The following is a 22,377-nucleotide window of genomic DNA, read 5'->3' as shown; positions in this document are numbered from 1 at the left end:
CCAAACCACTGGACGCACCGAGCTACATAAAAAGCCCCGTTGCCATATGGCAACGGGGCTTTTCCTGCATTGCTTGAGGTGCGTTACGCCTGGGGAATCACATGGACCTTGCGCTTGAGACCCTTGGTGTACTTCACCGTGCCGGGAACCATCGCGAACAGCGTGTCATCCTTGCCACGACCGACGTTCTCGCCGGGATGAAAGTGCGTGCCGCGCTGGCGAACGAGAATCTCGCCCGCGTTGACAACCTGACCGGCAAAACGCTTGCAGCCAAGACGCTGCGCGTGGGAATCACGGCCGTTACGACTGGATCCGAGGCCTTTCTTGTGTGCCATAAGTCTTCAGCCCCCTTCGCTACTCTGCGTTGGTGATGGTCTCGATGATATCGGCCTTGCGAGCACCGCTCGGGAGCTTGATGTCATGCTCCTTGGCGTAATCCTTGAGCTCGGCAACCGTCATCTTGGTGAAATCGACGTCAGCCTTCTTGGCAGGAGCAGCCGCCTTCGTCTCCTTCTTGGCGGGCTTCTCGGCGGCGGGCTTAGCGGCCTTTGCAGGCTTCTCGGCCTTGGCCGGCTTCTCTGCGGCAGCCTTCTTGGGCGCCGGAGCAGCAGCCTTGGTGCCGTTCACGTCGACGATGCAAAGGCGAGTGAGCTGCTGGCGATGACCGCGCGTGCGCTTGTAGCCCTTGCGCTTCTTGAACTTGAAGATGATCTGCTTGTCACCCTTGTGCTGGTCGAGAATCTCGGCCGTGACATTGGTCTTGGCAAGAGCGCTCGCGTCCGTGACGACGTTGGAGCCGTCGTTGAGGAAGAGCACGTCGAGAGAGACCTTGTCGCCGGCCTCACCCTCGATCTTCTCAACGTCGAGCACATCGCCCGGCTTCACGGTGTACTGCTTGCCACCGGTTTTAACAATCGCGTACATGTTCGTACCTTTCATTACTCATTGACATGCCCGTATCGTGCGGGAAAGGGAAAAGAACCGTCACGAGGGGGCAAACGCTAATAGTCTACTAGCAGAACCCCGACGTGACAAGGAAAAATTTTGAAGGGACAGCGCATCGGGTACGAGAGCAAGCCCCCATGTGGTCGTCCAGCCGCTCCGTGGTTTACGCTTCCCGCAGCTCCATCCGCGTGAGGCTCCTGATGGCAACGGGTCCATCCATCAGCTCGCAAGCAGCGGCGATGAACTTGTCGGGGCGCAGCGCCCCCTCGTTGCCCTGGAAGGTGGAGAAGTCGACCGTCACGACATCATCGTCGGCAGTTACGTGCGGACCATCCACGAGCCTACCCTCGAATTCGACGCGCTTGACCGTCGTCTTATGGCCCTTGGTCTTTGTGACCTCGATGAAGCCGCGATCAACCAGCTGCTCGAGCGCGCGCGTCACGTCGTCGACATCGATTCCCCCACACGCGAGCTCGGCCTTCCACACGCTCACCGGATACGTAACATCAATCGCATCATCGCCATGGGCGCAATATGCGCATGCAATGGGCATGAGGTTTTCCGGAGCAGCCGCTTGCAGTGCCGCGAGCGCAAGGTCGGGTGAAACGTACTCGAGCAAACGCAGGTCGAAGTATTCCGAGCGTGAGCCGGCTCCTACGGGCAACGCAGGACCAAAGGCAATCTTCATATGCGGATTGAAGCCCTCGGTGATCGCGAAGGGCAGGCCGGCCCTGCGCACGACACGCTCCATCGAACGCACGGTCTCGAGATGCGACAGATACGCGAGCCTGTCCGTGATCTGGTACTCGACTCGCAGACGAAACCCCTCGCTCATGCGCACTCACCTCGCAGGGTTCGCGTGCCTTCGATAACGTTCGTCATTCCCACAAGCGGGCAGACGCCGCACTGCGAGCAGCTCGTAAAGCTGCAATCGGGCGTCACCTCGCCCACGCGGGCACGGGCACGTTCCTCGCGCAGGAACTCCTCGCTCACGCCAGCGGAGATATGACCCCACGGGAGAGGAGCGCCTTCCTCGTATTCGCAGGCAGCGCGCTGCATGATGGGCACGCCGCACACATCGCCGGCCTGTTCCCAGGCGGCAAAGGTAAACTGCTCGGTCCAGGCGTCAAAACGCGCGCCTCGACGCCATGCTTCCTCAATCAGCTCGGCGCACTCTCGTCCACCACGAGCCAAGACTGCTTCAACGTAACTCGTATCCGAATCGTGCCAGTGCAGGTTAATGCCCTTTTTGGGGAAGCTCGCCCGCAGCACGTCGATGCGATGGCTAATCTCCGAAAGCGATATCTGGCCGTTCCACTGAAACGGCGTCATCGCCTTGGGAATGAAGAGCGCGACCGAGACATTGAGGCGGATATTGCGCGGCGCCCCCTCGGGAACGGCATCCTTGGCAGCGGCATAGACGCGACGGCACAGGGCGCCGATGCCGGCAACGTCCTCGTCGGTCTCACCTGGCAGCCCGATCATGAAGTAGAGCTTGAAGCCACGCCAGCCCGCCTCGACGGCACTCGTCACGGCATGGAGCAGATCTTCCTCGCTCACGCCCTTGTTGATGACGTCGCGCATACGCTGCGTGCCCGCCTCGGGAGCAAGCGTAAGGCTGCCCTTCTTCTCGCCCGCCGCGAGTCGCGCAAGCTCGACGCCGAGCGCATCGACACGCTGGCTCGGCAGGCTCACGCTCTTGCCCGTCTGCGAGAAGCTGCGGTTCAATCGCCTGAGCATTTGCTCGATAGTCGAGTGGTCCGTCGAGGAAAGCGAGGTGAGGGACACCTCGTCATAGCCCGTCGAGGCAAGGCCATCCATGACCGCCGCGATAACGGTATCGGCTTTGCGTTCGCGTACGGGACGATAGATCATGCCCGCCTGGCAAAAGCGGCAGCCGCGATTGCAGCCGCGCAGAATCTCGATTGCGAGGCGGTCGTGTACGAGCTCGCAATACGGGACGATCTGGCGCGGCAGGGCAGGCAACGCATCGAAATCGCGAATAATGCGCTTTGCGACCTGCGCCGGCACCTCCGCGTCAACTGGCGTGACCGTCGTGTAGCCACGCATGTCTGCTGCCAGCTGCTCGTCGCGAATCTCATGCTCCTCAACGTCATAGAGGCTCGGAACATATACGCCCTCGATGCGGGAGAGCTCGCGCAGAATCTCCGCACGCGACGCACCCCGCTTCTTGAGCTCGCGATGCCTGAGCGCGACTTCCACGTCGAGTTCTTCACCCTCCCCCACGAAGATGAGATCGAAGAACGGCGCGAACGGCTCGGGGTTGTACGCACAGGGACCACCGCCCATGACGAGCGGCTCGCCCTCCCCGCGCTCGTCGGCATGCAGTGTGATGCCGGCAAGATCAAGAAACTCGAGGATGTTCGTGGCGCAGAGCTCGTGCGGCAAGGTGATGCCGACGAAATCGAAATTGCGCACGGGCGTATAGGTCTCGAGGGACGCAAGCGGCAGCCCATGCTCGCGCATGAGAGCGATCATGTCGACCCAGGGCAGATAGGCACGCTCGCAGTAGATATGCTCATCGGCGTTGAGGCAATCGTAGAGAATGGCGATGGCCTGGTTTGCCTGGCCGATCTCGTACGTGTCCGGATACACGAGCACCGCATGATAATCGGCGCCTTGCTTCTCGGAAGGCGCGACGCTACCCCACTCCTGGCCCAAATAGCGAGAGGGCTTCTCGACCCGGGCGAGAAGCGGCGCATAGCGTTGCCACAGATTGAGTTCCTGCACGTCGTCTGCCTCCAAGGCCGATTTTGGAATCATGGGATGCTGGCTTACGGTAGCTTACGGTACTGCCTAGTCGTGAGCGGTTGCACTGCTCACGACATTGCCGACAAGGTCTCCACCCTTATCGACGACGGGAGCCGCCTTCTTGGCGACCTTGGCAGCCACGTCGGAGAGCCCGTGCAGTTTGCCGTTCTCCTCGTAGTATTCGATCGCGGCAATCGCCATGCCCATCGTTCCCGATGCGGCAACGGCAGGCTTGATGGCCCAGCCCAGCATGGGCGCACGCGCGACGAGCTGGCGCGCGACGGCGCGGCAGCCGAAGCCGCCCGCCATCACGGCGAGCACCTCGCCGAGGCGCTCCTTGCTCATCTCCTTGCCGTACACGGCGGCAATCTGAAGAACCATCTTGGCCTGGTTGAGCGCGATGAGCGGCATATCGGCACCCGGCACGAAGAAGACGAGTCCGATGGCACCGTTCTGGATGGTCGTCTGCTTGGCAAGCTCGACGGCCAGTGGATGACGTATGAACGGAAAGGCCCGCGCAAGCGAGAGGCGCTTGCTCGGCACGTTCTGGACGATCCAGGTGCCGAGCTGTTCGAGTGGACGTGCGGACTCCCCATCGAGTTCGAGGTCCACGAGGTTCTCGAGGTCGATGCCCCTGCCCACGCCCGGCGTATGGGCCGTACCCGTCAGGGTCGGGGCAGTATTCGCCGACAGCGTCATGTCGGCATAGGCCTGCGCCGAGCGCCTGTCATTCGCGAAGTAGGTCTTGCCGCGCTCGATGACGACGACCGCGGGGACGTCATGCTCCTCGGCCGCATGCACCACGTCGCCCAGCAGCAGCGAGTCACCACCGATGACGACGACGAGATCGGTATCCTTGGGGATGACGGGGACCTTTTTGTCGAGCACGACATCCGTGACATGGGCATTGGATGACACGTCAACGAATGCCTCGATCACCTTGTCGACGAGTGCGATGCTCGCCGTCGGATCGAAGACGAGCTCGACGCGCGAAGGCAGGTAACGCTGCTGCCCGATGGTCGTGATTGCGCTTAGTACCTTGCTTACGTCAATTGGCATGCTCGGCATAACGTGTCCGAACCTTTCTCTTCCTAGCCCAGAGCGTCATTGCGTCTTGACCAGACCGATAAGAGCAAGCCGACGCAAATGAAGTTGGTGAACATGAACGAGGAACCGTAGCTCATGAACGGCAACGGAATGCCCGTAATGGGCATGAGTCCCAAGTCCATGCCTATGTTCTCTACAATCTGGAACAACCACATCGCCATGATACCAGCTGCGATGAGCGAGCCGAACAAATCCGACGACGAAAGCCCGATGCCCAGCGCCGTCAAGAGCAGCGCCAGATACAACACAAGCAATATGAACGCCCCCACGAAGCCAAACTGCTCGGCGTAGACGCAGAAGATGAAGTCGGTCGCGGATTCGGGCAAGAAGCCGCCCGAGGACTGTGTCGCGTTACCCCAGCCCTTGCCGACGAGCTCGCCGCTTCCGACGGCGATCTTCGCCTGGTTGAGATTGTAGGCATCGTCTGCATATTCGGGATTATCCGGGTCGATGAAGACGAGCAGACGACTCATCTGGTACTGCCTGATAAGCTGCACGTCGCCACCCGTCCAGTCATTCACGACGCCATTGATCCCGAGCAGGGCCGCGACGCCCACTACGGCCGTGGCGACCGAGATGATGAGCCACCGCCGTGCCACGCCGCCAATGAGCAGGATGCAGAAGCCGACGATGAGAATGACGAGGGCCGTACCCAAATCCTCGCGCATGAGCAGAACGAAGGGTATGAGCAAGATGCCGAGTAGCTTCAAGAAGTCAGCGCCTCGGACAATAGAACCCTGGTACTGCGCGGTAGCCGCACCGATTGCGAGGATGGTCACCGGTTTGGCAAGCTCGGACGGTTGAAAGGTGAGCGAACCGATCCTGATCCACGACGTCGCGCCGTTCACCTCATGGCCAAGACCGGGAACCATCGGCAACAAGATGAGAATCGCATCGAGCACGATGAGGGGAACGATGAGATTGGCCAGACGTCGATAGTCGAAGAACCAAACGGCCACCATGATGACGATGCCAATCGCCACGCCAACGAGCTGGCGCGTAATCGAATACTCGGTTTCGGTCCTCGTCACCGCATAGAGCGTGATAAGGCCGCAGCACAGGATGAGCGCAATGATGACGAGCAGGATGATGTTGGCCGGAATCGAGAACGAGCGCTTTTCGCTCGAACGGGAAAGGTTGGCAGACGAAGCAGTGCGCGCGTGAACCTTGGGGGACTTTCCGAATGAGAACGACGGCATATCCGTATCAGCGCTCCTCTGTTGCGGAGCCGGAAACGTGCTCTGCAGACAGGCCGAAGGCAGCCGAAAGCACCGAGCGCACTGCGGGCGCGGCGCACGTGGCACCCGATCCGCCTTCCTCGATGCAGCAGACGCACACGTACTCGGGTGCATCGGTCGGACCGTAGCCAACGTACCAGCCGTAGTCGTCCTTGCCGGCGACCTCGCCGGTGCCCGTCTTGCCGGAGGTGGCGATTCCCATATCCTCGAAAACACGGGAAACCGATCCGTTCTCGACAACGCCGCGGAAACCGCTGCGCATGATGTCGATGTTCTTCTGGTCAAACTCGGGCTGGATAATGCTTCCCTGATAGCGTGCGCCATCGACTGCCGTCATGGTTCCGTCCGTGGATATGACGGAATGCAGTAGCACGGGCTTGGGCACGCGGCCGGTTGCAAGCCCCGCATAACCACAGCAAATCTGCAGCGGTGTCACGAGCAGGTCGCCCTGGCCGATGATGAGGTTCGAGAGGTCACCTGGCAGCCATGCCTGGCTCTCGGGTGCATCACGGTTGAACTTCTTCTTCCATTCGGGCGTGGGCACGCGGCCCTCGGATTCACCCGAAAGCTCGATACCCGTCTTGGATCCAAATCCCCAGCTCTTGAGATAGTCTTGCAATGCCGTCTCGTTCTCGCTGTACTGGTAGAAGTTCTTGGCGATTTCGTAGAAAACGACGTCACAGCTCTCGACGATGCCCTTGTGGAAGCCAATCGATCCGTGACCACTCGTCTTCCAGCACTTCTGGGGCCACTCCTCGCCAAATCCCGTCCAGGTGCCCTCGCACTCCCACACCGAACTGTCGGTGACGAAGCCGTATTCCAGGCCCGCCAGACCCGTGAAGCCCTTGAAGGTGGAGGCAGCCGGGTACAAGCCGGCGATGCAACGATTCGAGAGCGGGTAGGCCGAGTCTTCGCTCGTCATCTCCTCCCAGACATCCGACGATATGCCGCCGATGAACTGACTCGGGCTATACGACGGAGCCGAAGCCATGGCGATGACCTCGCCGGTATTGCAGTTCATGCAGACAATGGCACCGGAGCGGGCACTGTCGTTGCCCGACACAGCCGCGTCGGCAAAGGCACGACGCAGGGCCTCCTCGGCAACCTTCTGCACGTTCGCGTCAATGGTGATGCGGATGTCATTGCCTTGCACGGGTTCGACCGAATCGACGGCGTTCACGACCTCGCCAGCTGCATTGACCTCAACGCGCTTGATGCCGCGATCGCCCTGCAGGTAGGACTCGAAGGCCTGCTCGACGCCATCCTTGCCGACGATGTCGCCCGACTCGTAGGTCAGGCCATTGACCTCGCGCTTGAGTTCCTCCTGGGAGATGGTGCCCGTATAGCCGAGCACATGTGCCGCCAGGTCGTCGTTCGGATACGTGCGCACGGTGCGGCTCTCGATGCGTACGCCGGGAAACGCGTTGGGGTGCTCGGAGATGTAGGCGACGGCGCGGTCATCGACATCAAGCGCGATGAGTCGGTCGGCCTGCGCGCCCTGCGTCTGCGAGGCGGCAAGCGATGCAATGGTCTCGCGCGGAATGCCGAGTACGTCGGAGAGACGCTGTATCACGAGCTTGTCGTTTTGCACGTCGGCGCTTGCCAAAACCGCAAAGGTTGAGCGATTGCCAACGAGCTCGACGCCATTGCGATCAAAGATGCGACCGCGCGGCGCGATGGTCGTGTACTCGTTGATGCGATTGCCTTCGGCCTTGGCCGTGTACTCGGCACCGGAGATGACCTGCATCGACCACAGTTTGACGATGAGCGCACCTATGCAGGCGGCAATGACGGCCACGAAGCCAAAGAAGCGGCGGCGCGTCGGACCCTGGCTGTCACCGCCAGGGCCACCATGTGCTTCGGTGCTCATGGCAAGCTCGGATGCGTTGCGCGTGTCGATGGGGATGCGTGTTGGCCTACGTCGTCCCGAGCGGATGACGATAACGATGATGGCAATGGCCACGACTATGAGAAGAACGCTGATTGCTGCAAAAATTGCCGCTGTCATGCACTCATCTCCCTACTTGAGACGTGACTTCATGTGGGACATCGCGCGCTTGTTCCCGTCGCGGTGCTCGCCCAGACGCGTGGGCATGCCCGCGCTGTCATCGGCGATTACCAGGCCAATGGTAACGAGAGCGATGACCGCGAACACGGCCGTGTACAGGGCCGAGGGAAGCGAATAGCTCAACATCGTCGACATGACGCCACCGCCCTCCGAAGACGTGAGAATGGCGGCGATGCCATAGCCGATCTCAAGCAAAAGCGACGAGAGGACGGCGACGCCAATGGTCACGATGGGTGTGAGCAAATCCATGCTCTCGCCCGCGACACCCACGATGAAGGCGATGAGCGTGAGCACGAGGGCCATGCAGCCAATGGTGCCACTGCCCATGAGGTCGTAGAGCAAGCCGAGGGAGAAGCCCGTGATACTTCCGGCGGCCGTCCCCGAGCGCATGCTGATGAGGAGCACGGGGATGAGCAAGAAGTTGGGCCTGCATCCCATGATGGCAATGGCAGGGGCGATGCCTGCCTGCAACAGGATGCATAGGACGATGGTGATGAGGTAGACCGTCTGCTTACTCACCGGCACCACCTCCACTTGAACCCGTACCGGCTTCGCCTTCCGAGCCCGAGCCTGAGCCCGAACCAGAACCGGAGCTGCCGGAACCCGTCTGGTCCCCTGCGGCCGCTTGCCTCTCGCGTGCTGCCTGCTCTTCTGCCCTGCGCTGGGCCTCGGCGGCGCGGTATGCCTCGTTCGCCTCGTTGAGTAGTGCCTTGGCGATGGCTCCGACCCTCGCGGAAGAGGCATTCACCGAGTTGGCCGAGTCGATGATGAGCTGCAGGAGCTCCTCGTTCAGGATGCGCTCGGTCTCGGTTTCGTTGCCGGTCAAGACGAGTACTTCCTCGCAGGATTCGATGTTGAAGAGCGGGTCGACGGTAATGCGGTGATAGAGCTTGGACGAGTCTGCCTCGATGGCGCGCACGGTGCCGACGACGATACCGCGCGGATAGGTTCCGCCGCTTCCCGACGCGATGACGATATCGCCTTCGCCCACGGTTGCATCGATTGGCACGTATTCGAGGGTGAGCGTACCGTCGTAGGAACCGTGCATGATGCCGTGTGCGCGCGAGTTCTGGACCATGACCGCCACGGACGAATTCGGGTCATTGATGAGGCGCACGACGCTCGCGGCTTCGGTCACGGACTCGACCTGCCCGTAGAGACCACAGGTGCTCATGACGCCCATGCCGACACGCACGCCGTCACGCGATCCCTTGTTGATGGTCGCGGTGCGATCCCAGCCGGAGGTCATGGAGATGACCTCTGCGCTCAGGGTCTCCAAGCCGTATATGTCGGAGAACTGCAGCATCGCGGTAAGGCGCTGGTCTTGCTGACGGTACTCCTCGAGCTCTGCCACGAGCGTGCGTAGCTGGCTGTTCTCTTCCTGAAGGCGTGCGACCTCCTCATCGATATCGACAGCACCGACGTTTGCAAAGGGCGTCGAGACGACGGAGCAGACCTGCGCGATGGGCTGGGTCACGGTCTGCACGACGCCGCGCGCGACCGCGAAGGGGCCCGAGTTCCCAAAGCGCACGCACAGCGTGATGAGCATGACAGATATGACAATCAGAACAATCGGAATCAACCAAAGACCCGAGCGTCTGTTCTGACTCTGGTTGCTAAACGAGAGTCCAGGCATGAAGCGTTACCTCTGCTGCATGTATGATTGCGAGAGAAAATCAGGTGCCTCAAGAACCATGGCGCAGCCCTCGACAACGTTGATGAGAGCCGTCTCTGACACGTGCACGGGAACACCAATCTCGGCGCGTAAGCGCTCGTCGAGGCCGCGCAGCATACCGCCACCGCCCGTGAGCGTGATACCGTATTCCATGAGGTCGCTTGCCAGATCAGGCGGTGTCTCGTCAAGCGTGTCCTTGACCGCCTGAATCATCTTGGCAATGGGCTCCTCGAGAGCCTCTCGCACATCTTCGCTTTCAATTCGCACGGTTCGCGGCAGACCCGACAAAAGGTCACGACCGCGCACCTCAACATCGACCTCCTCGACAAGCGATGCCGCCGAGCCGATGGTGATTTTGATTTCCTCTGCCGTGCGCTCACCGATGGCAATGTTGTAGTGGGTTTTGGCGTACTGCACGACAGCCGCGTCAAACGCGTCGCCCGCGATGCGGATGGACGTCGCGTTGACGATGCCGCCCATGCTGATGACGGCGACCTCGGTCGTACCGCCACCGATGTCGACGACCATGGAACCGGTCGGGCTATCGACGGGCAGGCCCGCGCCGATGGCGGCGGCCATGGGCTCCTCGATGAGGAAGGCCTGACGTGCGCCAGCCGTGATGGTCGCCTCGAAGACGGCGCGCTTCTCGACGGAAGTGACGCCGCTGGGAACGCAGACGACGACGCGCGGCTTGGGATGCCACGGCATGCGCTTGCCCTGGGCGCGCGAGATGAAGTAACGGAGCATGGCCTCGGTCACATCGAAGTCGGCAATGACGCCGTCCTTGAGTGGACGCATGGCGATGATGCTGCCCGGCGTGCGGCCGAGCATCTCCTTGGCATCGGCGCCAACGGCCAGAACACGCTGGTCCTGCTTTTCGATGGCGACAACCGAAGGCTCGTTGATGACAATACCCTGACCTCGCACGGACACGAGCGTATTAGCCGTACCAAGGTCGATAGCCATATCGCTACCGAAATTGCCAAAGAGTCTGTCTGTCAGCGACATAGTCGCTCCTTACTTTATCTGGCTCATATTTGAAGCGTGGCCTGCAAGTGTAGCACGGCACCGTTTTTCAATCGGGACTGCTGCCAAATCTGAACCTATTCCACATAAATTGCTACGGTTTTGAAAATAAAAGGTAACGCACGAAGGCCCGCCATCGCAGACGGGCCTTCGCCTCAAGATAATCTCCTAGCCGAAGAAGACGCCGATCTCGCGCTCGGCGCTGGCAACGGAATCACTGCCATGGATGACGTTCTCGTCCATGGTCAAGCCGAAGTCGCCGCGAATCGTGCCCGGAGCGGCATCAGCCGGGTTGGTGGCGCCCATGAGCTTGCGCACGGTGGCAACGGCGTTCTCGCCACTCACGACCATCTTCACAACCGGACCGCTCGTGATGTAGGCGATGAGACCCTCGTAGAAGGGCTTGCCCTCATGCTCGGCGTAGTTGGCCTTGGCGAGCTCCTCGCTCACCATGCCGAGCTCCATGCGCTCGACGGTAAGGCCCACGCGCTCGAAACGGTTCACGATCTCGCCGATGTGACCGTTGCGAACGCCGTCCGGCTTAATCATGGTGTAAGTCTTCTCGATCATCTTGCTTCAATCCTTTCACTTTCACCCGCGTCATCGTGACCCGGGCCTTATCTGGTGTTTCTTTTACTGCTCGCTCGGGAAGTAGAGCTGAACGAACTCGATTGCCCACGAGATGCCGTTGCGCGTGAGAACGACCTCATAGTCGATGGTGCCACCTTGCGCGAGCGTGGCCTTCACGAAGACCGCAGTCTGGTCCATGCTGCGTTGCACGGCCTCAACGCTATAGGAGGTCAGGTCTTGCAGCGATGCCTCCTGGGCACGTTGCATGCTCGGGCTCACGTCCTTGGCCCAGTACTGGCTTGTATCACCATCGTTCTGGACGGCGGCGAAGAAGTCCTCGGTGACCGTCTCCTGCAACGGGTACCCGTAGCCAAGTACGTAGGCGGCGCAGGCTGCGCCGGCAACGAGAATGCAGAGGACGACGAACACGATGGCAATCTTCAAGCCGCAACCACGCGCCTTGCGGTTCTGGCGCTTGCCCTGACGTGCGTTGCTCTTGATTTGCTGCTCGGTGATGTCGAAGAAGGCCGTGTCCTCGGGCGAGGGCATGTGCATCTCCGTGGAATCCATGAGCTCGGCAGACTCGCGCACGTCGGCGTACTCGTCGCCGAAGTCGAAGGCGACACCGTACTCGTAGCCAGGCTGCTCGTTGTAGGTGAAGGGCGTCTCGTCGAGACCGGAATCATATACCTGCTCGCCAGATGCATCGCCCTGCGAGGCGGGACCGGCCTCCTGAGGGAGCTCGATCTTGCCCGTGGCATCCGCATCACTCGCGTTGTCGCTCGGAAGCGGCGTGGGCAGCGCCTCCATGGCAATCGTCTGCGCCCGCGAGGGGTCAAGCGTCTCGCCCGCAGCCTCGACAGGTGCCGCCGGTTGCGTCTGCTCGGTTGGCCGTGTGTCATCCTGAGCCGTGTCCTGCGCATCACGCGGAGCAAACGGGTCGAAGTCCTCGGCCTCCTCGGGCGCGCTTGCGTCAGTGGCGACGGGCAGGATGTAGCCCGTGTCGAGGATGCCAGGCGCACGCGAGTCGACACGCTCCTTGAGCGTGCGTGCGATCTCGTAATCGTGCATGGCAAGCGAGGGCATTTCCTCGCCGATTTCCTCGGCCTTCTCGAAGGCGTTGAGCGCACGCGGGACGCGGCCCTGTGCCATGTAGGCCTGGCCTAGGTTAGCGTAGGCCTTCGCACGGGCGCGATCGTCGAGATCGAAATCGAGGGCCGTCTCGTACACGGAAACGGCATCTTCGGGACGTCCGAGCTCCATAAAGCAAACGCCCAGGTTGACGAGCGACTTGGCAGGAGCCGGATTGGCGGGATCGAGCGCGGCCTCGCGATATGCGGCGCCCGCCTCGACCATGTTGCCGAGCTTGAGTTGCGCGGCACCGATACCGGCATACGCCTTATAGGGCGTCGTGTAGATGGGATAGTCGAGCGCGCGCCCGAATGCCTCGAGCGCGTTCTCGTAATCCTTCGTGCCCAGCAACGCCGTGCCCAAGTTGACGTAGAGCGACGGCTTGCGCTTCTCGGGACTGCCCGTGAGCGCCTTGAGATAGTACTCGGCGGCAGAGCGCGGGTCATTGCTCTTCACGTAGCAATTGCCAATGAGGTGGTAGAACTTGCTGAGGTCGGCGGGCGCAAGACCTGCAACGTCATGCGTGCAGGCGATGAAGCCCTCGAGGGCAGCCTTGTAGTCACCCTTGGCATAGGCTTCCTGCGCCTCTTTGAAAACCTCGACTTTCATGATGGAAAGCTCCCTTTGGTAGACGTGCGCCTACTAGTCTGCGTTCTCGATCGTGATGTTCTCGATGACGCTACCAGCGCGAAGCTTGCTGATGACGTCGAGACCCTCGATGGTGTCGCCGAAAACCGTGTAGTCGGTATCGAGGAAGTGCTGGGGACCGAGGCAGAAGTAGAACTGGCTACCGGCGGAGTCGGGCATGGAGCTGCGTGCCATTGCCAGAGTGCCATCCTCGTGCGAGTTGTTGGGGTTGGTCTTCCACTCGCCCTTGATGGAATAGCCAGGGTTGCCGGTACCCGGCATGCCCTCGGGGCCGCTCTTGCCAGCGGCAACGTCGGCAGCGGACATGTCACGCGTATTGGGGCAGCCGCCCTGGATGACAAAGCCCGGCACATAGCGATGGAACTTCAGACCATCATAGAAGCCCTTCTGCGCGAGCTCGACAAAGTTGCCGACGTGGATGGGCGCATCCTCGCCGTGAAGCTGGACGCGAATCGTGCCCTCATCGGTCGTGATGATGGCGATTTCCTTGCCATTGGGCTTATATTCCGGCGTATACAGAGCCATTGTTCCTCCTGAATGTAGTACATGATGAAGTTGCTAAACTCTATGATTTTAGACGATAAGTGAACAGACGGCAAAAAGGCCAGCGGCAATAGCCCCTGGCCTGCGGTTTTTCTGGTGCCCCCTACAGGATTCGAACCTGCGGCCTTTTGCTCCGGAGGCAAACGCTCTATCCAGCTGAGCTAAGGGGACTGGTTTGTAAATCTACCACATCTAGGACGTCTTCGTGAGAATCGCGACCGTCTCGACATGGTAGGTTTGCGGAAACATGTCGACCGGAGTTACGCGCTCCACCTGATAACCCCCCGCCTGGAGCTGGACCAGATCGCGGGCAAGCGTCGTCGGATTACACGACACATAGGCAATTGCGCGAGCGCCACTCGCACACAGGCCCTGAATGGCCTTCTCGCCCAAGCCGCTGCGCGGAGGATCGACGACGACCTTGTCGGGTGCACCCAGGCCACTCAGCTCGCGTGCGGCATCGCCCCCGATGACATCAGCGTCCAGCTTGTTGCGCTCGAGATTGCGTCGCAAGTCGCGTACCGACGAGCCAGCGGACTCGACCGCCGCAACGCGCTGTACCTCGTGCGCAAGCGGCAAGGTGAAGGTTCCGGCCCCCGAATAGAGGTCGAGCATGTAATCGAGCCCGTTGGGATGTAGCCCTTCGAAGATGAGGCGCGTGAGCACCTCGGCACCTGGCGTGTTCACCTGGAAAAACGAAGGCGCCGAAATGAGCATGTTCATGCCATTGATGACTTCGTTCCAGGACCCGCGTCCCCGCAGCGATTCGACACCGGCAACCTTGCGCTCCTTTGCCGAGCCCTTGAGCAGCACCCGTGTCACACCGAGGCCCTTCACGGACATGCTCTCGCCCACCACCTGCGCAACGCGCGCACGCGGAAAGCGTCCCGTGCTCGTCCAAAGGGCAACCTCGACGTCGTTGGTGCGTGTCGAAACGCGGATGCCCACGCGCTCGATGCCGAGATCTTCCTGGCCGGCGGCAAAGCGCAGCGCTCCCGTAAGCGCCTTGGGAGCTTGCGAGAACTTGCCGGGGATGAGCGCGCAACTCGAAATCGGCGTGAAGTCGCCGCCACGCGCATGCATGCCGAGCGTGAAGCGTCCCGCCACGTCAAGCCCGACCTCGAACTCGACCTTGTTGCGGTAATGCCATTCGCGCTTGCTCGCGATGCACGCGGGCACGTGCGCATCGACCCAGGCGGCATCCATGTGCGCGATGCGCTCGAGCGCATCGATGACGGCCTGGCGCTTCCAGCGCAGCTGCGCATCGTAGGCAAGGCCGGCCCAGGGACAGCCCCCGCACCTGCCGCTCGCGGCTTCGGGGCAAAGGGGCTGCACGCGCTCGGGAGACGCCTCGACGAGGTTCTCGAGCTTTGCGCGCACGAAGCGATCGTCGGTGTTCACGTACGCGACCTGACACTCGTCACCGGGAAAGCCCCCTGCGACGAAGGCGACGCGCCCATCGGCAAGATGGCCTACGCCATCACCGCCGTACGCGAGCGATTCGATGGAAATTGTCTCGGTGTTCATAGGAGTAATTACCTTCGGACATGACGAAGGGCTGCCAAAAGAGGATTCACCCCTCTCGACAGCCCTTGCTCATGTACCTGATGCTTAGAGGCTCAGCGAATCGGTCGGGCACACGGAGACGCAGGAGCCGCAATCGATGCACTCATCGGCATTGACCACGGCATGATCGGCGATGGTGATCGCGTCGACGGGGCAGGCATCTGCGCAAGCGCCACAGGCGATGCAGGTATCCTCGTTCACAGTTACGGCCATGGGAATCCTCCTTCTCTACAGCCCGCACCTTGCGGGCTGTCAAAAAACAACACGAAGCAGATTGTAGCCAAAATGGGAGGCGTGATGCCGCTCGATTGCATGCAGAGCGGTAAACGACAGCAGACGCAACAGACTTTTGCGTTCGGACGACAACACAAGACGCGCGTTGTGACACCTTCGGTGAATTTTGAACGCAGTTCAATACCATGCGCGCGTATTTAGGGCATAATGTGCTCACATCGAAAGGAGACCGAGTTGCCCTCGTCAAGCCGTAACCGCAAACGCCGCCAGAAATCACAGCGACGCTCAGTCAATCTCCTCACCATTCTTGGATGTATCGCCGGAGCATTTTGCCTGGTGGTTGTCCTTGCCTGCGTGGTAGGCGCGACCTGGCTCATAGGCCTGCCCGATTACAGCACCATCAGTTCGTACGCGAACACGGGCATCACGACCATCTACGCGAATGACCGCGAGACGGTCCTCGCAAAGCTCTATCTCGAAAATCGCATCGAGGTTACGCAGGACGAGGTCGTCGATTACGTGCTCGAGGGAACGATCGCAACCGAGGACGAGCGCTTCTACGAGCATGGCGGCATCGACCCCATCGGCATTGCCCGTGCCGTCATCGTCAACGCCGCCTCCCGCGGCGCCTCCGAGGGAGCCTCGACCATCACCCAGCAGCTCGTGCGCAATACCGTCCTGCTCGACGAGATGAACGACATCTCCATCAAGCGCAAGGTGCGTGAGATGTACATCGCCTCGCAGGTCGAGCGTCAGTACAGCAAAGATGACATCCTCATGATGTACATTAACGTCGTCAACTACGGCGATGGCTGCTATGGCATCGAGGCGGCAAGCCGCGACTACTTCGGCAAGCACGCCGACGAGCTCACGCTCTCCGAGGCGGCCCTGCTCGTCGGCATCCCGCAATCGCCCAATGCGTATAACCCCCGCGAGCACATGGACAAGGCGATGGCACGCCGCGCAACCGTGCTGCAGCGCATGCTCTCGAACGGCTATATCACGCAGACCGAATACGACGAGGCGCTCGCGGACACGCCCGTGCTCTCGACCGAGAAGATGACTGACGAGACCATCTCCGACATCGCCCCCTACTTCATCGACTACGTGCGTCGCGAACTCGACGAGAACCCGCGTTTTCCCGCCACCGTCATCGCGCATGGCGGCCTGACGGTGTACACGACGCTCGACCCCGATTTGCAAAAGGACGCCAACGACGCCATCTCGCAAAACATGCGTTGGAGCGACAGCCAGCTCGATGCCGCTCTCGTCTCCGTCGTCCCTGACGACGGAGAGATCGTCGCCATGGTCGGTGGCAGGGATTACGAAACCAACAAGTTCAACCTCGCCACGCAGATGAGTCGCCAGGCTGGCTCCTCCTTCAAGACCTTCACCCTGCTCTCCGCCCTCAACGAGGGGCTCGACCCAGATAACACCTACATCGACTCCTCAAGCCCGGTGCAGGTCGGCAAGGACTGGACCGTCAACAACTCCGAGGGTCACGGACACGGATCGATGAGCGTCACCGATGCCACCATCTCTTCGGTGAATACCGTCTACGCACAACTCGTCCACGCCATCGGAGCGCAGAAGACCATCGACATCGCCCACGCCTGCGGCATCAAGTCCGAGCTCGAGAAAGACGACACGGTCTCGCTTGGCTCAAGCGGTGTCAACCCGCTCGAGATGGCAAGTGCCTACGCCACGATCGCCAACGGCGGCTACTACTACGAGCCCTACGCCGTCACCGAGATCGTCGACCCTTCCGGCAAGACCGTCTACACGCACGAGGCCGAGCAGCCACAGCGAGTGCTTTCGGCAGCCGTCGCGCAGAAGGCAACCGACATTCTCGAGCGCGTCATTAGCTCGGGTACGGGCACGAGTGCCAACCTCAGCAACGGCCAGCCCTGCGCCGGCAAGACGGGCACCTCCGAGCATGGTCGTGACCTCTGGTTCTGCGGGTTCACGCCGCAGTACTCCACGGCTGTCTGGGCGGGTTATCGTATCGAACGCGAAACCTCGATGTACGGCGGCAGCACTTGTGGCCCCATCTGGCGCGACTTCATGAACGCGGCACTCGCAGGTCAACCCATCAAGCAATTCCCCTCGACGAGCGAGAAGATCAACTACAAGCCGGCACGCACCTGGGACTTCACCAAGGACGTCACGATCATTGGCGGAGACGACGACTGGACGCCCCCCGAAGAGTCCTCGAGCACGAGCAGCTCCTCGACCGACCCAAACGCAAGCTCAACGGCAGACCCGAACGCTCCCAATCCCGAGCAGCCCCAGGAGCCGAGTGACCCAGGCTCGGAAGGCGGCAATGAGGGCGGCGGTGACGAAGGTGGCGGCGGTGAGCCTGCACCCGAATCCCCGGCCGAATAAGCGTTGGCCAGAGGAACCATTGACGCTGTGATAGTATTCCCGCAGGAGGAAAGACCGCATGTTTGAAGATACAAAGGCCGTCGCGTTTGCACTCGACGGTACGGTATACCGGGGCTCCAAGCTCATCGACGGCATTGACGAGGTCATTCGCCATTGTCGCAAGCTGGGCAAATCCGTCTTCTTCCTCACTAACAACTCCTCCGAGACCCGCTCCCAGATCTTTCACAAGCTACGCAACATGGGCATCGACTGCACTTTCAGAGAGGTTCTGACGAGCGGATACGCTGCGGCTCTTTACGCGCATCGCGAGCGCCTCACCAACATTTACGTATGCGGCTCCAAGAACCTCGTCAGCGAGTGCGAAAAGCTCAGCGTGCATTCCGTCGAGCCCGACGAGGCCGAGAACATGCTCATCGGTCTAGACCCGGAATTCGACTATGAGAAGCTCGCCATTGCCAGCAACGTCGCCCTCAAGGTCGACAAGGTCATCGCCTGCAACAAGGAGCGCTCCTATCCGGGCGAGGAAGACTGCCTCATGCCCGGCTGCGGCGGCATGGTCTCATCGGTCGAGTGGTGCTCGGGGCGCATGGTCGACCTCACGATCGGCAAGCCCAATACCTTCATGCTCAAGGAGGTCAGCGAGCAACTCGGTCTGGCGCCGGAGGAGATTCTCGTCGTTGGTGACAACTACGACACCGACATCGTCATGGCGGGCAAGTTTGGCAGTCCCGCAATCATCATTAGCTCGCATGTCTACGGAGATGCCGTGAGCGTGGAAAACGTCGGCGAGCTGCTTAACCTCATCGGCGAACCAGCAAAACCGGAGTAGCCGGCGGGTGAGACACATTGGACAGGTACATCTGTCTCACTGCATGCAGTGAGACAGATGTACCTGTCCAATGTGTCTCACCCGCCGGCCTAGAACTTGCTTCTCAGGATATTCCAGCGCAGCTTGCTCGTGCGTGGATTCGTCGGCAACATGATGTCCGTGCGTCCGGCAAGAAAGCGACGCGCCTTGGCCGAAACATGCCTGACCGCGACCGCCTCGACGAGCTTGGCGGCATCCGGATTCATGGCTCGCTCGTACTCGCGCAAAAGCACCCGCGCCATGGTGGTCGCCTGGTCCGCAAGCTCGGGGTCCAGGTCATCGCAGGCAGGCAGCACTGACTGCCCTGGCGCAAGGCGTCTATCGACGTAACGATGTGGCAAATCGCAAAAGACGTAGCCGTCGCAGTAGAGCGCGACTGCGTGAATCCAGGTATCGTAGCTGCGCGCGAAATCGAAGACGGGACGGCGGCGCAGTAGCTTAACGAGCGCCCCATTCATGAGCATCGTGCAGCCCAGAGCCCAGTTGCGTACGAGCAGGAGGCTGCCCGGATGCGACGCACAGACCTCGTACCCGTCGAATTCGTCGCCAATCACCCTGCCCCGCGCATCGATGCAAACGCTGCCCGCATAGTAGAGCTCGGGACGGCTCGTGTTCGCCGAGATGTGGTCGGTACCGGCCGCGAGCTTGCCGGAAAGCCAGATATCGTCCTGGTTCGCAAGCGCAATGTAGTCGAACTCCTCGACCGGCGCATCGTAGACGAGCTGCATGATGGTGCGCGTCTTGCCCTGGTGCGTGCTGTTGTAGATGATCTCGATGTTGTCGTGCTCGGAAGCATAGGTCTCGAGAATCCGAAAGGTACTGTCGGTCGAGCAATCATCGGAGACGCGCACGAAGACCTCGACGCCCTCCTGGCTCAAGATGCTATCGAGTTGCTCGGCAAGATGCTCTTGGCCGTTGTAGGTGGCCATGAGAACGAGCACACGTGCGATGCTGCTCATGACTCCCCTTTCGAGCTGCGTTGCCCAGCTTGCCAGCTGGCGGAGGGACAGGGATTCGAACCCTGGAGGCGGCTCAGCACCGCCTGACGGTTTTCAAGACCGTTGCATTCAACCACTCTGCCATCCCTCCGCATGTGGCGCGCATCGCTGTATTCTACACCAGACAAATGCACGTGCACCCATCTGGCTGCTGCGCATTTACGCGAAGAGCGAGCCGACCGTCTCCTTGAGATATGCGGCGATCTTGGGATCCTTCATGGCCTGGGCGACATTCGCGGCGATCCACGAGGGAACCGTGCCCGTGTCATATCCATCGCGCGGATCGATGACGAGCGCGTACATGTCCTCATGGTCGAGCAGCGATACGAGGGCGTCGGTGAGTTGGATTTCTCCACCGGCACCAGGCTCGGTCGTGGCAAGCAGCTCCATGACCTTTGGAGTCAGCAGATAGCGACCGAAGCTCGCGAGATTGCTCGGCGCGTCCTCGAGCGCCGGCTTCTCGATCATCTCCGTGACCTTCCAGACGCCATCGCCCAGGTCCTCGCCGCCGATGATGCCAAAACGACTCACCTCGTCATCGGATACGGGCAGTACGGCAATCACGCTCGCATTGCCATGCGCCTCGGATACCTCGCGCATCTTCTGGCAGATGCCGTTCTCGGGTACGAGCACGTCACCGAGCATGACGAAGAACATGTCGTCACCGGTCTCGGGCGCGGCGACGTGAACGGCGTGACCGAGGCCGAGCGGCTCATCCTGATACACGAAGCTCACGGGCAGCGCACCCGCATGCTCGACGGCATCGGCATATGCGTCCTTGCCCACGCCGCGCAAGTGCCCGACAAGCGCGTCGTGCGGGGAAAACTGGTCCTCGATGGACTTCTTGTCACGGCTGTTGACGATGATGACCTCGTCGACGCCCGCCTCGAGAGCCTCTTCGACGATGTACTGAATCGCCGGCTTGTCGAGTACGGGGAGCATCTCCTTGGGCTGAGCCTTCGTCGCGGGCAAGAAGCGGCTTCCCAAACCAGCAGCAGGTATTACGGCTTTCATCTTTCCTCCTCGATGCAGGCGACAATCTTCTCGCCCATCTCAGTCGTTCCCAGAACATGCCCGGCATCCGTCGTTTCCTGCGCGATGTCAGCCGTACGCCAACCGTGCGCCAAGACGCGATCGACCGCTCGCCTCACATCGGCTGCGGCCTCATCCAAACCCAAGCCGTGCGCAAGCATCATAGCAGTCGAAAGCACCTGAGCCAGAGGATTGGCGATGTTTTTGCCCGCGATGTCGGGAGCCGAGCCGTGACAGGGCTCGAATAGCGATGTCCCATCCCCGAGCGAGGCGCTTGCGAGCAGCCCGAGCGAACCAGCCAGCACGGACGCCTCGTCGGAAAGTATGTCGCCAAAGGTGTTCTCGGTGAGGATGACATCGAACTGCCCCGGATTCATGACAAGCTGCATCGCGCAATTATCGACGAGCATATCGACAAGCTCGACATCGGGATAATCGAGGGCGACACGATGCACGACCTTTCGCCAGAGACGCCCCGTGTCGAGCACGTTAGCCTTGTCGACGCTCGTGACCTTGCCGCGTCGCTTCGCAGCCGCATCGAAAGCCTGCCGCGCGATACGCTCGATCTCGTACTCGTCATACTGCATGACATCATGTGCATGCGTCCCCGCGGCAGTCTCCACGGTTGCATGCTCGCCAAAGTACAGGCCTCCCGTGAGCTCGCGAACGATGAAGATATCGCAACCGCGCACTGCCTCGGGTTTGAGCGGTGAGGCAGCGACAAGCGCATCGTAGACGTGCACGGGGCGCAAGTTCGCATAGAGCCCGAGCTCCTTGCGTATGCCGAGGAGCCCGTCCTCAGGACGCGGCTTGTCCGGATCAACCGTATCCCAACGCGGACCCCCGACGGCCCCGAGCAGTACCGCGTCGGCGCGGCGGGCAAGTTCGAGCGTCGCCTCGGGAAGTGCGCTGCCGCATGCGTCAATTGCGCAACCGCCGATAAGAGCCTCGGTGCATGTGAACTCGATGTCGTACTTGCGTCCGACGGCATGTAGAACATCGAGCGCGACTCGCATGATCTCCGGACCGATGCCATCACCTGGCAAGACGCAGATCTCGTATCGTTGCTTGGTCACGGTCATCACCTGTGCATCTTCGTGCGGGCCACAAGCCCACCCGCCTCGATAATCTCCTGTATGAAAGGCTCGAAGGGCCGGACGTTCCAGCTCTCCCCCGTAGTCAGGTCTTCGATGATGCCCGTGCCCGTATCGGCAAAAACCGCATCGCCCTCCCCAATGCCATCGGCAGCCTCGGGGCACTCGATGATGGGCAGTCCGACGTTGATGGCGTTGCGGTAGAAGATGCGCGCGAAGCTCTTGGCGATGACGCAGGAGATGCCCGCTGCCTTGATGCAGCTCGGCGCATGCTCGCGCGACGATCCGCAGCCAAAGTTCTCGCCGGCGATGATGATGTCACCGGGCTTGACGCGTTGCGTAAACGTTGGATCGAGATCCTCCATGCAGTGAGCCGCGAGCTCGTCCATATCGGATGAGTTCAGGTAGCGTGCCGCGATAATCGCGTCGGTATCGACGTCGCGCCCGTATTTGATTGCGGTGCCTTCAAATTGCATA

The 22,377-nt window shown here is 61.0% G+C and carries 21 protein-coding genes, 2 tRNA genes and 1 pseudogene; 2 read left to right on the top strand and 22 right to left on the bottom strand.

Going from position 1 to position 22,377, the window contains the following annotated elements:
* Positions 1-83 precede the first annotated feature (83 nt).
* The 17 genes and pseudogenes from rpmA to OIM11_02630 form a co-directional block, all read right to left on the bottom strand.
* Positions 84-335 (bottom strand): 50S ribosomal protein L27, encoded by a 252-nt coding sequence (gene rpmA / locus OIM11_02710; GenBank protein ID HJJ00047.1) that lies wholly within the window; start codon positions 333-335, stop codon positions 84-86.
* A 19-nt stretch (positions 336-354) separates the two neighbouring features.
* Positions 355-459 carry a Rho termination factor N-terminal domain-containing protein gene (locus OIM11_02705; GenBank protein HJJ00046.1) on the bottom strand — a complete coding sequence of 35 codons (105 nt, stop codon included), beginning with the start codon at positions 457-459 and terminating at the stop codon, positions 355-357.
* A 174-nt stretch (positions 460-633) separates the two neighbouring features.
* Positions 634-924: pseudogene (gene rplU, locus OIM11_02700) on the bottom strand (50S ribosomal protein L21).
* A 184-nt stretch (positions 925-1,108) separates the two neighbouring features.
* Complete coding sequence (locus OIM11_02695) at positions 1,109-1,780, bottom strand: TIGR03936 family radical SAM-associated protein (protein ID HJJ00045.1); 672 nt, start codon at positions 1,778-1,780, stop codon at positions 1,109-1,111.
* Complete coding sequence (locus OIM11_02690; GenBank protein HJJ00044.1) at positions 1,777-3,729, bottom strand: TIGR03960 family B12-binding radical SAM protein; 1,953 nt, start codon at positions 3,727-3,729, stop codon at positions 1,777-1,779. The genes OIM11_02695 and OIM11_02690 overlap by 4 nt, the downstream gene beginning before the upstream one ends.
* Positions 3,730-3,762: 33 nt before the next feature.
* Entirely contained in the window at positions 3,763-4,785 is a 1,023-nt protein-coding gene (locus tag OIM11_02685; protein ID HJJ00043.1) for a hypothetical protein, read from the bottom strand.
* Positions 4,786-4,808: 23 nt separating this feature from the next.
* Positions 4,809-6,023 (bottom strand): rod shape-determining protein RodA, encoded by a 1,215-nt coding sequence (gene rodA, locus OIM11_02680; GenBank protein HJJ00042.1) that lies wholly within the window; start codon positions 6,021-6,023, stop codon positions 4,809-4,811.
* 7 nt (positions 6,024-6,030) lie between these two features.
* Entirely contained in the window at positions 6,031-8,070 is a 2,040-nt protein-coding gene (gene mrdA / locus OIM11_02675) for a penicillin-binding protein 2 (GenBank protein HJJ00041.1), read from the bottom strand.
* Between the two features lie 12 nt (positions 8,071-8,082).
* A complete protein-coding gene (gene mreD / locus OIM11_02670) occupies positions 8,083-8,649 on the bottom strand; it encodes a rod shape-determining protein MreD (protein HJJ00040.1) in 567 nt (188 codons plus the stop codon).
* Positions 8,642-9,712, bottom strand: a complete 1,071-nt coding sequence (mreC, locus tag OIM11_02665; GenBank protein HJJ00039.1) for a rod shape-determining protein MreC — start codon at positions 9,710-9,712, stop codon at positions 8,642-8,644. The genes mreD and mreC overlap by 8 nt, the downstream gene beginning before the upstream one ends.
* A gap of 60 nt (positions 9,713-9,772) precedes the next feature.
* Complete coding sequence (locus OIM11_02660) at positions 9,773-10,813, bottom strand: rod shape-determining protein (protein HJJ00038.1); 1,041 nt, start codon at positions 10,811-10,813, stop codon at positions 9,773-9,775.
* Positions 10,814-10,999: 186 nt separating this feature from the next.
* Complete coding sequence (gene ndk, locus OIM11_02655) at positions 11,000-11,401, bottom strand: nucleoside-diphosphate kinase (protein ID HJJ00037.1); 402 nt, start codon at positions 11,399-11,401, stop codon at positions 11,000-11,002.
* 63 nt (positions 11,402-11,464) lie between these two features.
* Positions 11,465-13,141 (bottom strand): tetratricopeptide repeat protein, encoded by a 1,677-nt coding sequence (locus tag OIM11_02650; GenBank protein HJJ00036.1) that lies wholly within the window; start codon positions 13,139-13,141, stop codon positions 11,465-11,467.
* A 33-nt stretch (positions 13,142-13,174) separates the two neighbouring features.
* Positions 13,175-13,705 (bottom strand): peptidylprolyl isomerase, encoded by a 531-nt coding sequence (locus tag OIM11_02645; GenBank protein HJJ00035.1) that lies wholly within the window; start codon positions 13,703-13,705, stop codon positions 13,175-13,177.
* A 112-nt stretch (positions 13,706-13,817) separates the two neighbouring features.
* A tRNA-Arg gene (locus tag OIM11_02640) sits at positions 13,818-13,894 on the bottom strand.
* 21 nt (positions 13,895-13,915) lie between these two features.
* The gene (gene rlmD / locus OIM11_02635; GenBank protein HJJ00034.1) at positions 13,916-15,250 is read right to left on the bottom strand and encodes a 23S rRNA (uracil(1939)-C(5))-methyltransferase RlmD; all 1,335 of its coding nucleotides are present in this window, start codon (positions 15,248-15,250) and stop codon (positions 13,916-13,918) included.
* 84 nt (positions 15,251-15,334) lie between these two features.
* Positions 15,335-15,502 (bottom strand): 4Fe-4S binding protein, encoded by a 168-nt coding sequence (locus OIM11_02630; GenBank protein HJJ00033.1) that lies wholly within the window; start codon positions 15,500-15,502, stop codon positions 15,335-15,337.
* A 255-nt stretch (positions 15,503-15,757) separates the two neighbouring features.
* Here OIM11_02630 and OIM11_02625 point away from each other — a divergent pair, with 255 nt between their 5' ends.
* Together OIM11_02625 and OIM11_02620 are read left to right on the top strand one after the other, a co-directional pair.
* On the top strand, positions 15,758-17,908 hold the full coding sequence (locus OIM11_02625; protein HJJ00032.1) for a PBP1A family penicillin-binding protein: 2,151 nt from the start codon (positions 15,758-15,760) through the stop codon (positions 17,906-17,908).
* Between the two features lie 58 nt (positions 17,909-17,966).
* Positions 17,967-18,737, top strand: a complete 771-nt coding sequence (locus tag OIM11_02620; protein HJJ00031.1) for an HAD-IIA family hydrolase — start codon at positions 17,967-17,969, stop codon at positions 18,735-18,737.
* 89 nt (positions 18,738-18,826) lie between these two features.
* On the opposite strand, the gene OIM11_02615 is transcribed toward OIM11_02620, so the two are convergent.
* The 5 genes from OIM11_02615 to OIM11_02595 form a co-directional block, all read right to left on the bottom strand.
* Complete coding sequence (locus OIM11_02615) at positions 18,827-19,735, bottom strand: glycosyltransferase (protein ID HJJ00030.1); 909 nt, start codon at positions 19,733-19,735, stop codon at positions 18,827-18,829.
* A gap of 37 nt (positions 19,736-19,772) precedes the next feature.
* A tRNA-Ser gene (locus OIM11_02610) sits at positions 19,773-19,865 on the bottom strand.
* A 68-nt stretch (positions 19,866-19,933) separates the two neighbouring features.
* Positions 19,934-20,788, bottom strand: a complete 855-nt coding sequence (locus OIM11_02605; GenBank protein ID HJJ00029.1) for a UTP--glucose-1-phosphate uridylyltransferase — start codon at positions 20,786-20,788, stop codon at positions 19,934-19,936.
* Positions 20,785-21,882 (bottom strand): 3-isopropylmalate dehydrogenase, encoded by a 1,098-nt coding sequence (gene leuB, locus OIM11_02600; protein ID HJJ00028.1) that lies wholly within the window; start codon positions 21,880-21,882, stop codon positions 20,785-20,787. Before leuB ends, OIM11_02605 begins: the two co-directional genes overlap by 4 nt.
* Positions 21,883-21,887: 5 nt before the next feature.
* Entirely contained in the window at positions 21,888-22,376 is a 489-nt protein-coding gene (locus OIM11_02595; protein HJJ00027.1) for a 3-isopropylmalate dehydratase small subunit, read from the bottom strand.
* Between the last annotated feature and the right edge of the window lies 1 nt (position 22,377).

It is taken from the genome of Coriobacteriaceae bacterium, assembly GCA_025992705.1.
Taxonomy (GTDB): Bacteria; Actinomycetota; Coriobacteriia; order Coriobacteriales; family QAMH01; genus QAMH01.
This window is presented reverse-complemented; position numbering and strand designations above follow the sequence as displayed.

Excerpts from the sequence above, each read along its gene's own strand:
- rpmA (HJJ00047.1), bottom strand. The coding sequence starts at position 335 with ATGGCACACAAGAAAGGCCTCGGATCCAGTCGTAACGGCCGTGATTCC.
- OIM11_02705 (HJJ00046.1), bottom strand. The coding sequence starts at position 459 with ATGACGGTTGCCGAGCTCAAGGATTACGCCAAGGAGCATGACATCAAG.
- OIM11_02695 (HJJ00045.1), bottom strand. The coding sequence starts at position 1,780 with ATGAGCGAGGGGTTTCGTCTGCGAGTCGAGTACCAGATCACGGACAGG.
- OIM11_02690 (HJJ00044.1), bottom strand. The coding sequence starts at position 3,729 with ATGATTCCAAAATCGGCCTTGGAGGCAGACGACGTGCAGGAACTCAAT.
- OIM11_02685 (HJJ00043.1), bottom strand. The coding sequence starts at position 4,785 with ATGCCGAGCATGCCAATTGACGTAAGCAAGGTACTAAGCGCAATCACG.
- rodA (HJJ00042.1), bottom strand. The coding sequence starts at position 6,023 with ATGCCGTCGTTCTCATTCGGAAAGTCCCCCAAGGTTCACGCGCGCACT.
- mrdA (HJJ00041.1), bottom strand. The coding sequence starts at position 8,070 with ATGACAGCGGCAATTTTTGCAGCAATCAGCGTTCTTCTCATAGTCGTG.
- OIM11_02660 (HJJ00038.1), bottom strand. The coding sequence starts at position 10,813 with ATGTCGCTGACAGACAGACTCTTTGGCAATTTCGGTAGCGATATGGCT.
- ndk (HJJ00037.1), bottom strand. The coding sequence starts at position 11,401 with ATGATCGAGAAGACTTACACCATGATTAAGCCGGACGGCGTTCGCAAC.
- OIM11_02650 (HJJ00036.1), bottom strand. The coding sequence starts at position 13,141 with ATGAAAGTCGAGGTTTTCAAAGAGGCGCAGGAAGCCTATGCCAAGGGT.
- OIM11_02645 (HJJ00035.1), bottom strand. The coding sequence starts at position 13,705 with ATGGCTCTGTATACGCCGGAATATAAGCCCAATGGCAAGGAAATCGCC.
- rlmD (HJJ00034.1), bottom strand. The coding sequence starts at position 15,250 with ATGAACACCGAGACAATTTCCATCGAATCGCTCGCGTACGGCGGTGAT.
- OIM11_02630 (HJJ00033.1), bottom strand. The coding sequence starts at position 15,502 with ATGGCCGTAACTGTGAACGAGGATACCTGCATCGCCTGTGGCGCTTGC.
- OIM11_02620 (HJJ00031.1), top strand. The coding sequence starts at position 17,967 with ATGTTTGAAGATACAAAGGCCGTCGCGTTTGCACTCGACGGTACGGTA.
- OIM11_02615 (HJJ00030.1), bottom strand. The coding sequence starts at position 19,735 with ATGAGCAGCATCGCACGTGTGCTCGTTCTCATGGCCACCTACAACGGC.
- OIM11_02605 (HJJ00029.1), bottom strand. The coding sequence starts at position 20,788 with ATGAAAGCCGTAATACCTGCTGCTGGTTTGGGAAGCCGCTTCTTGCCC.
- OIM11_02595 (HJJ00027.1), bottom strand. The coding sequence starts at position 22,376 with ATGCAATTTGAAGGCACCGCAATCAAATACGGGCGCGACGTCGATACC.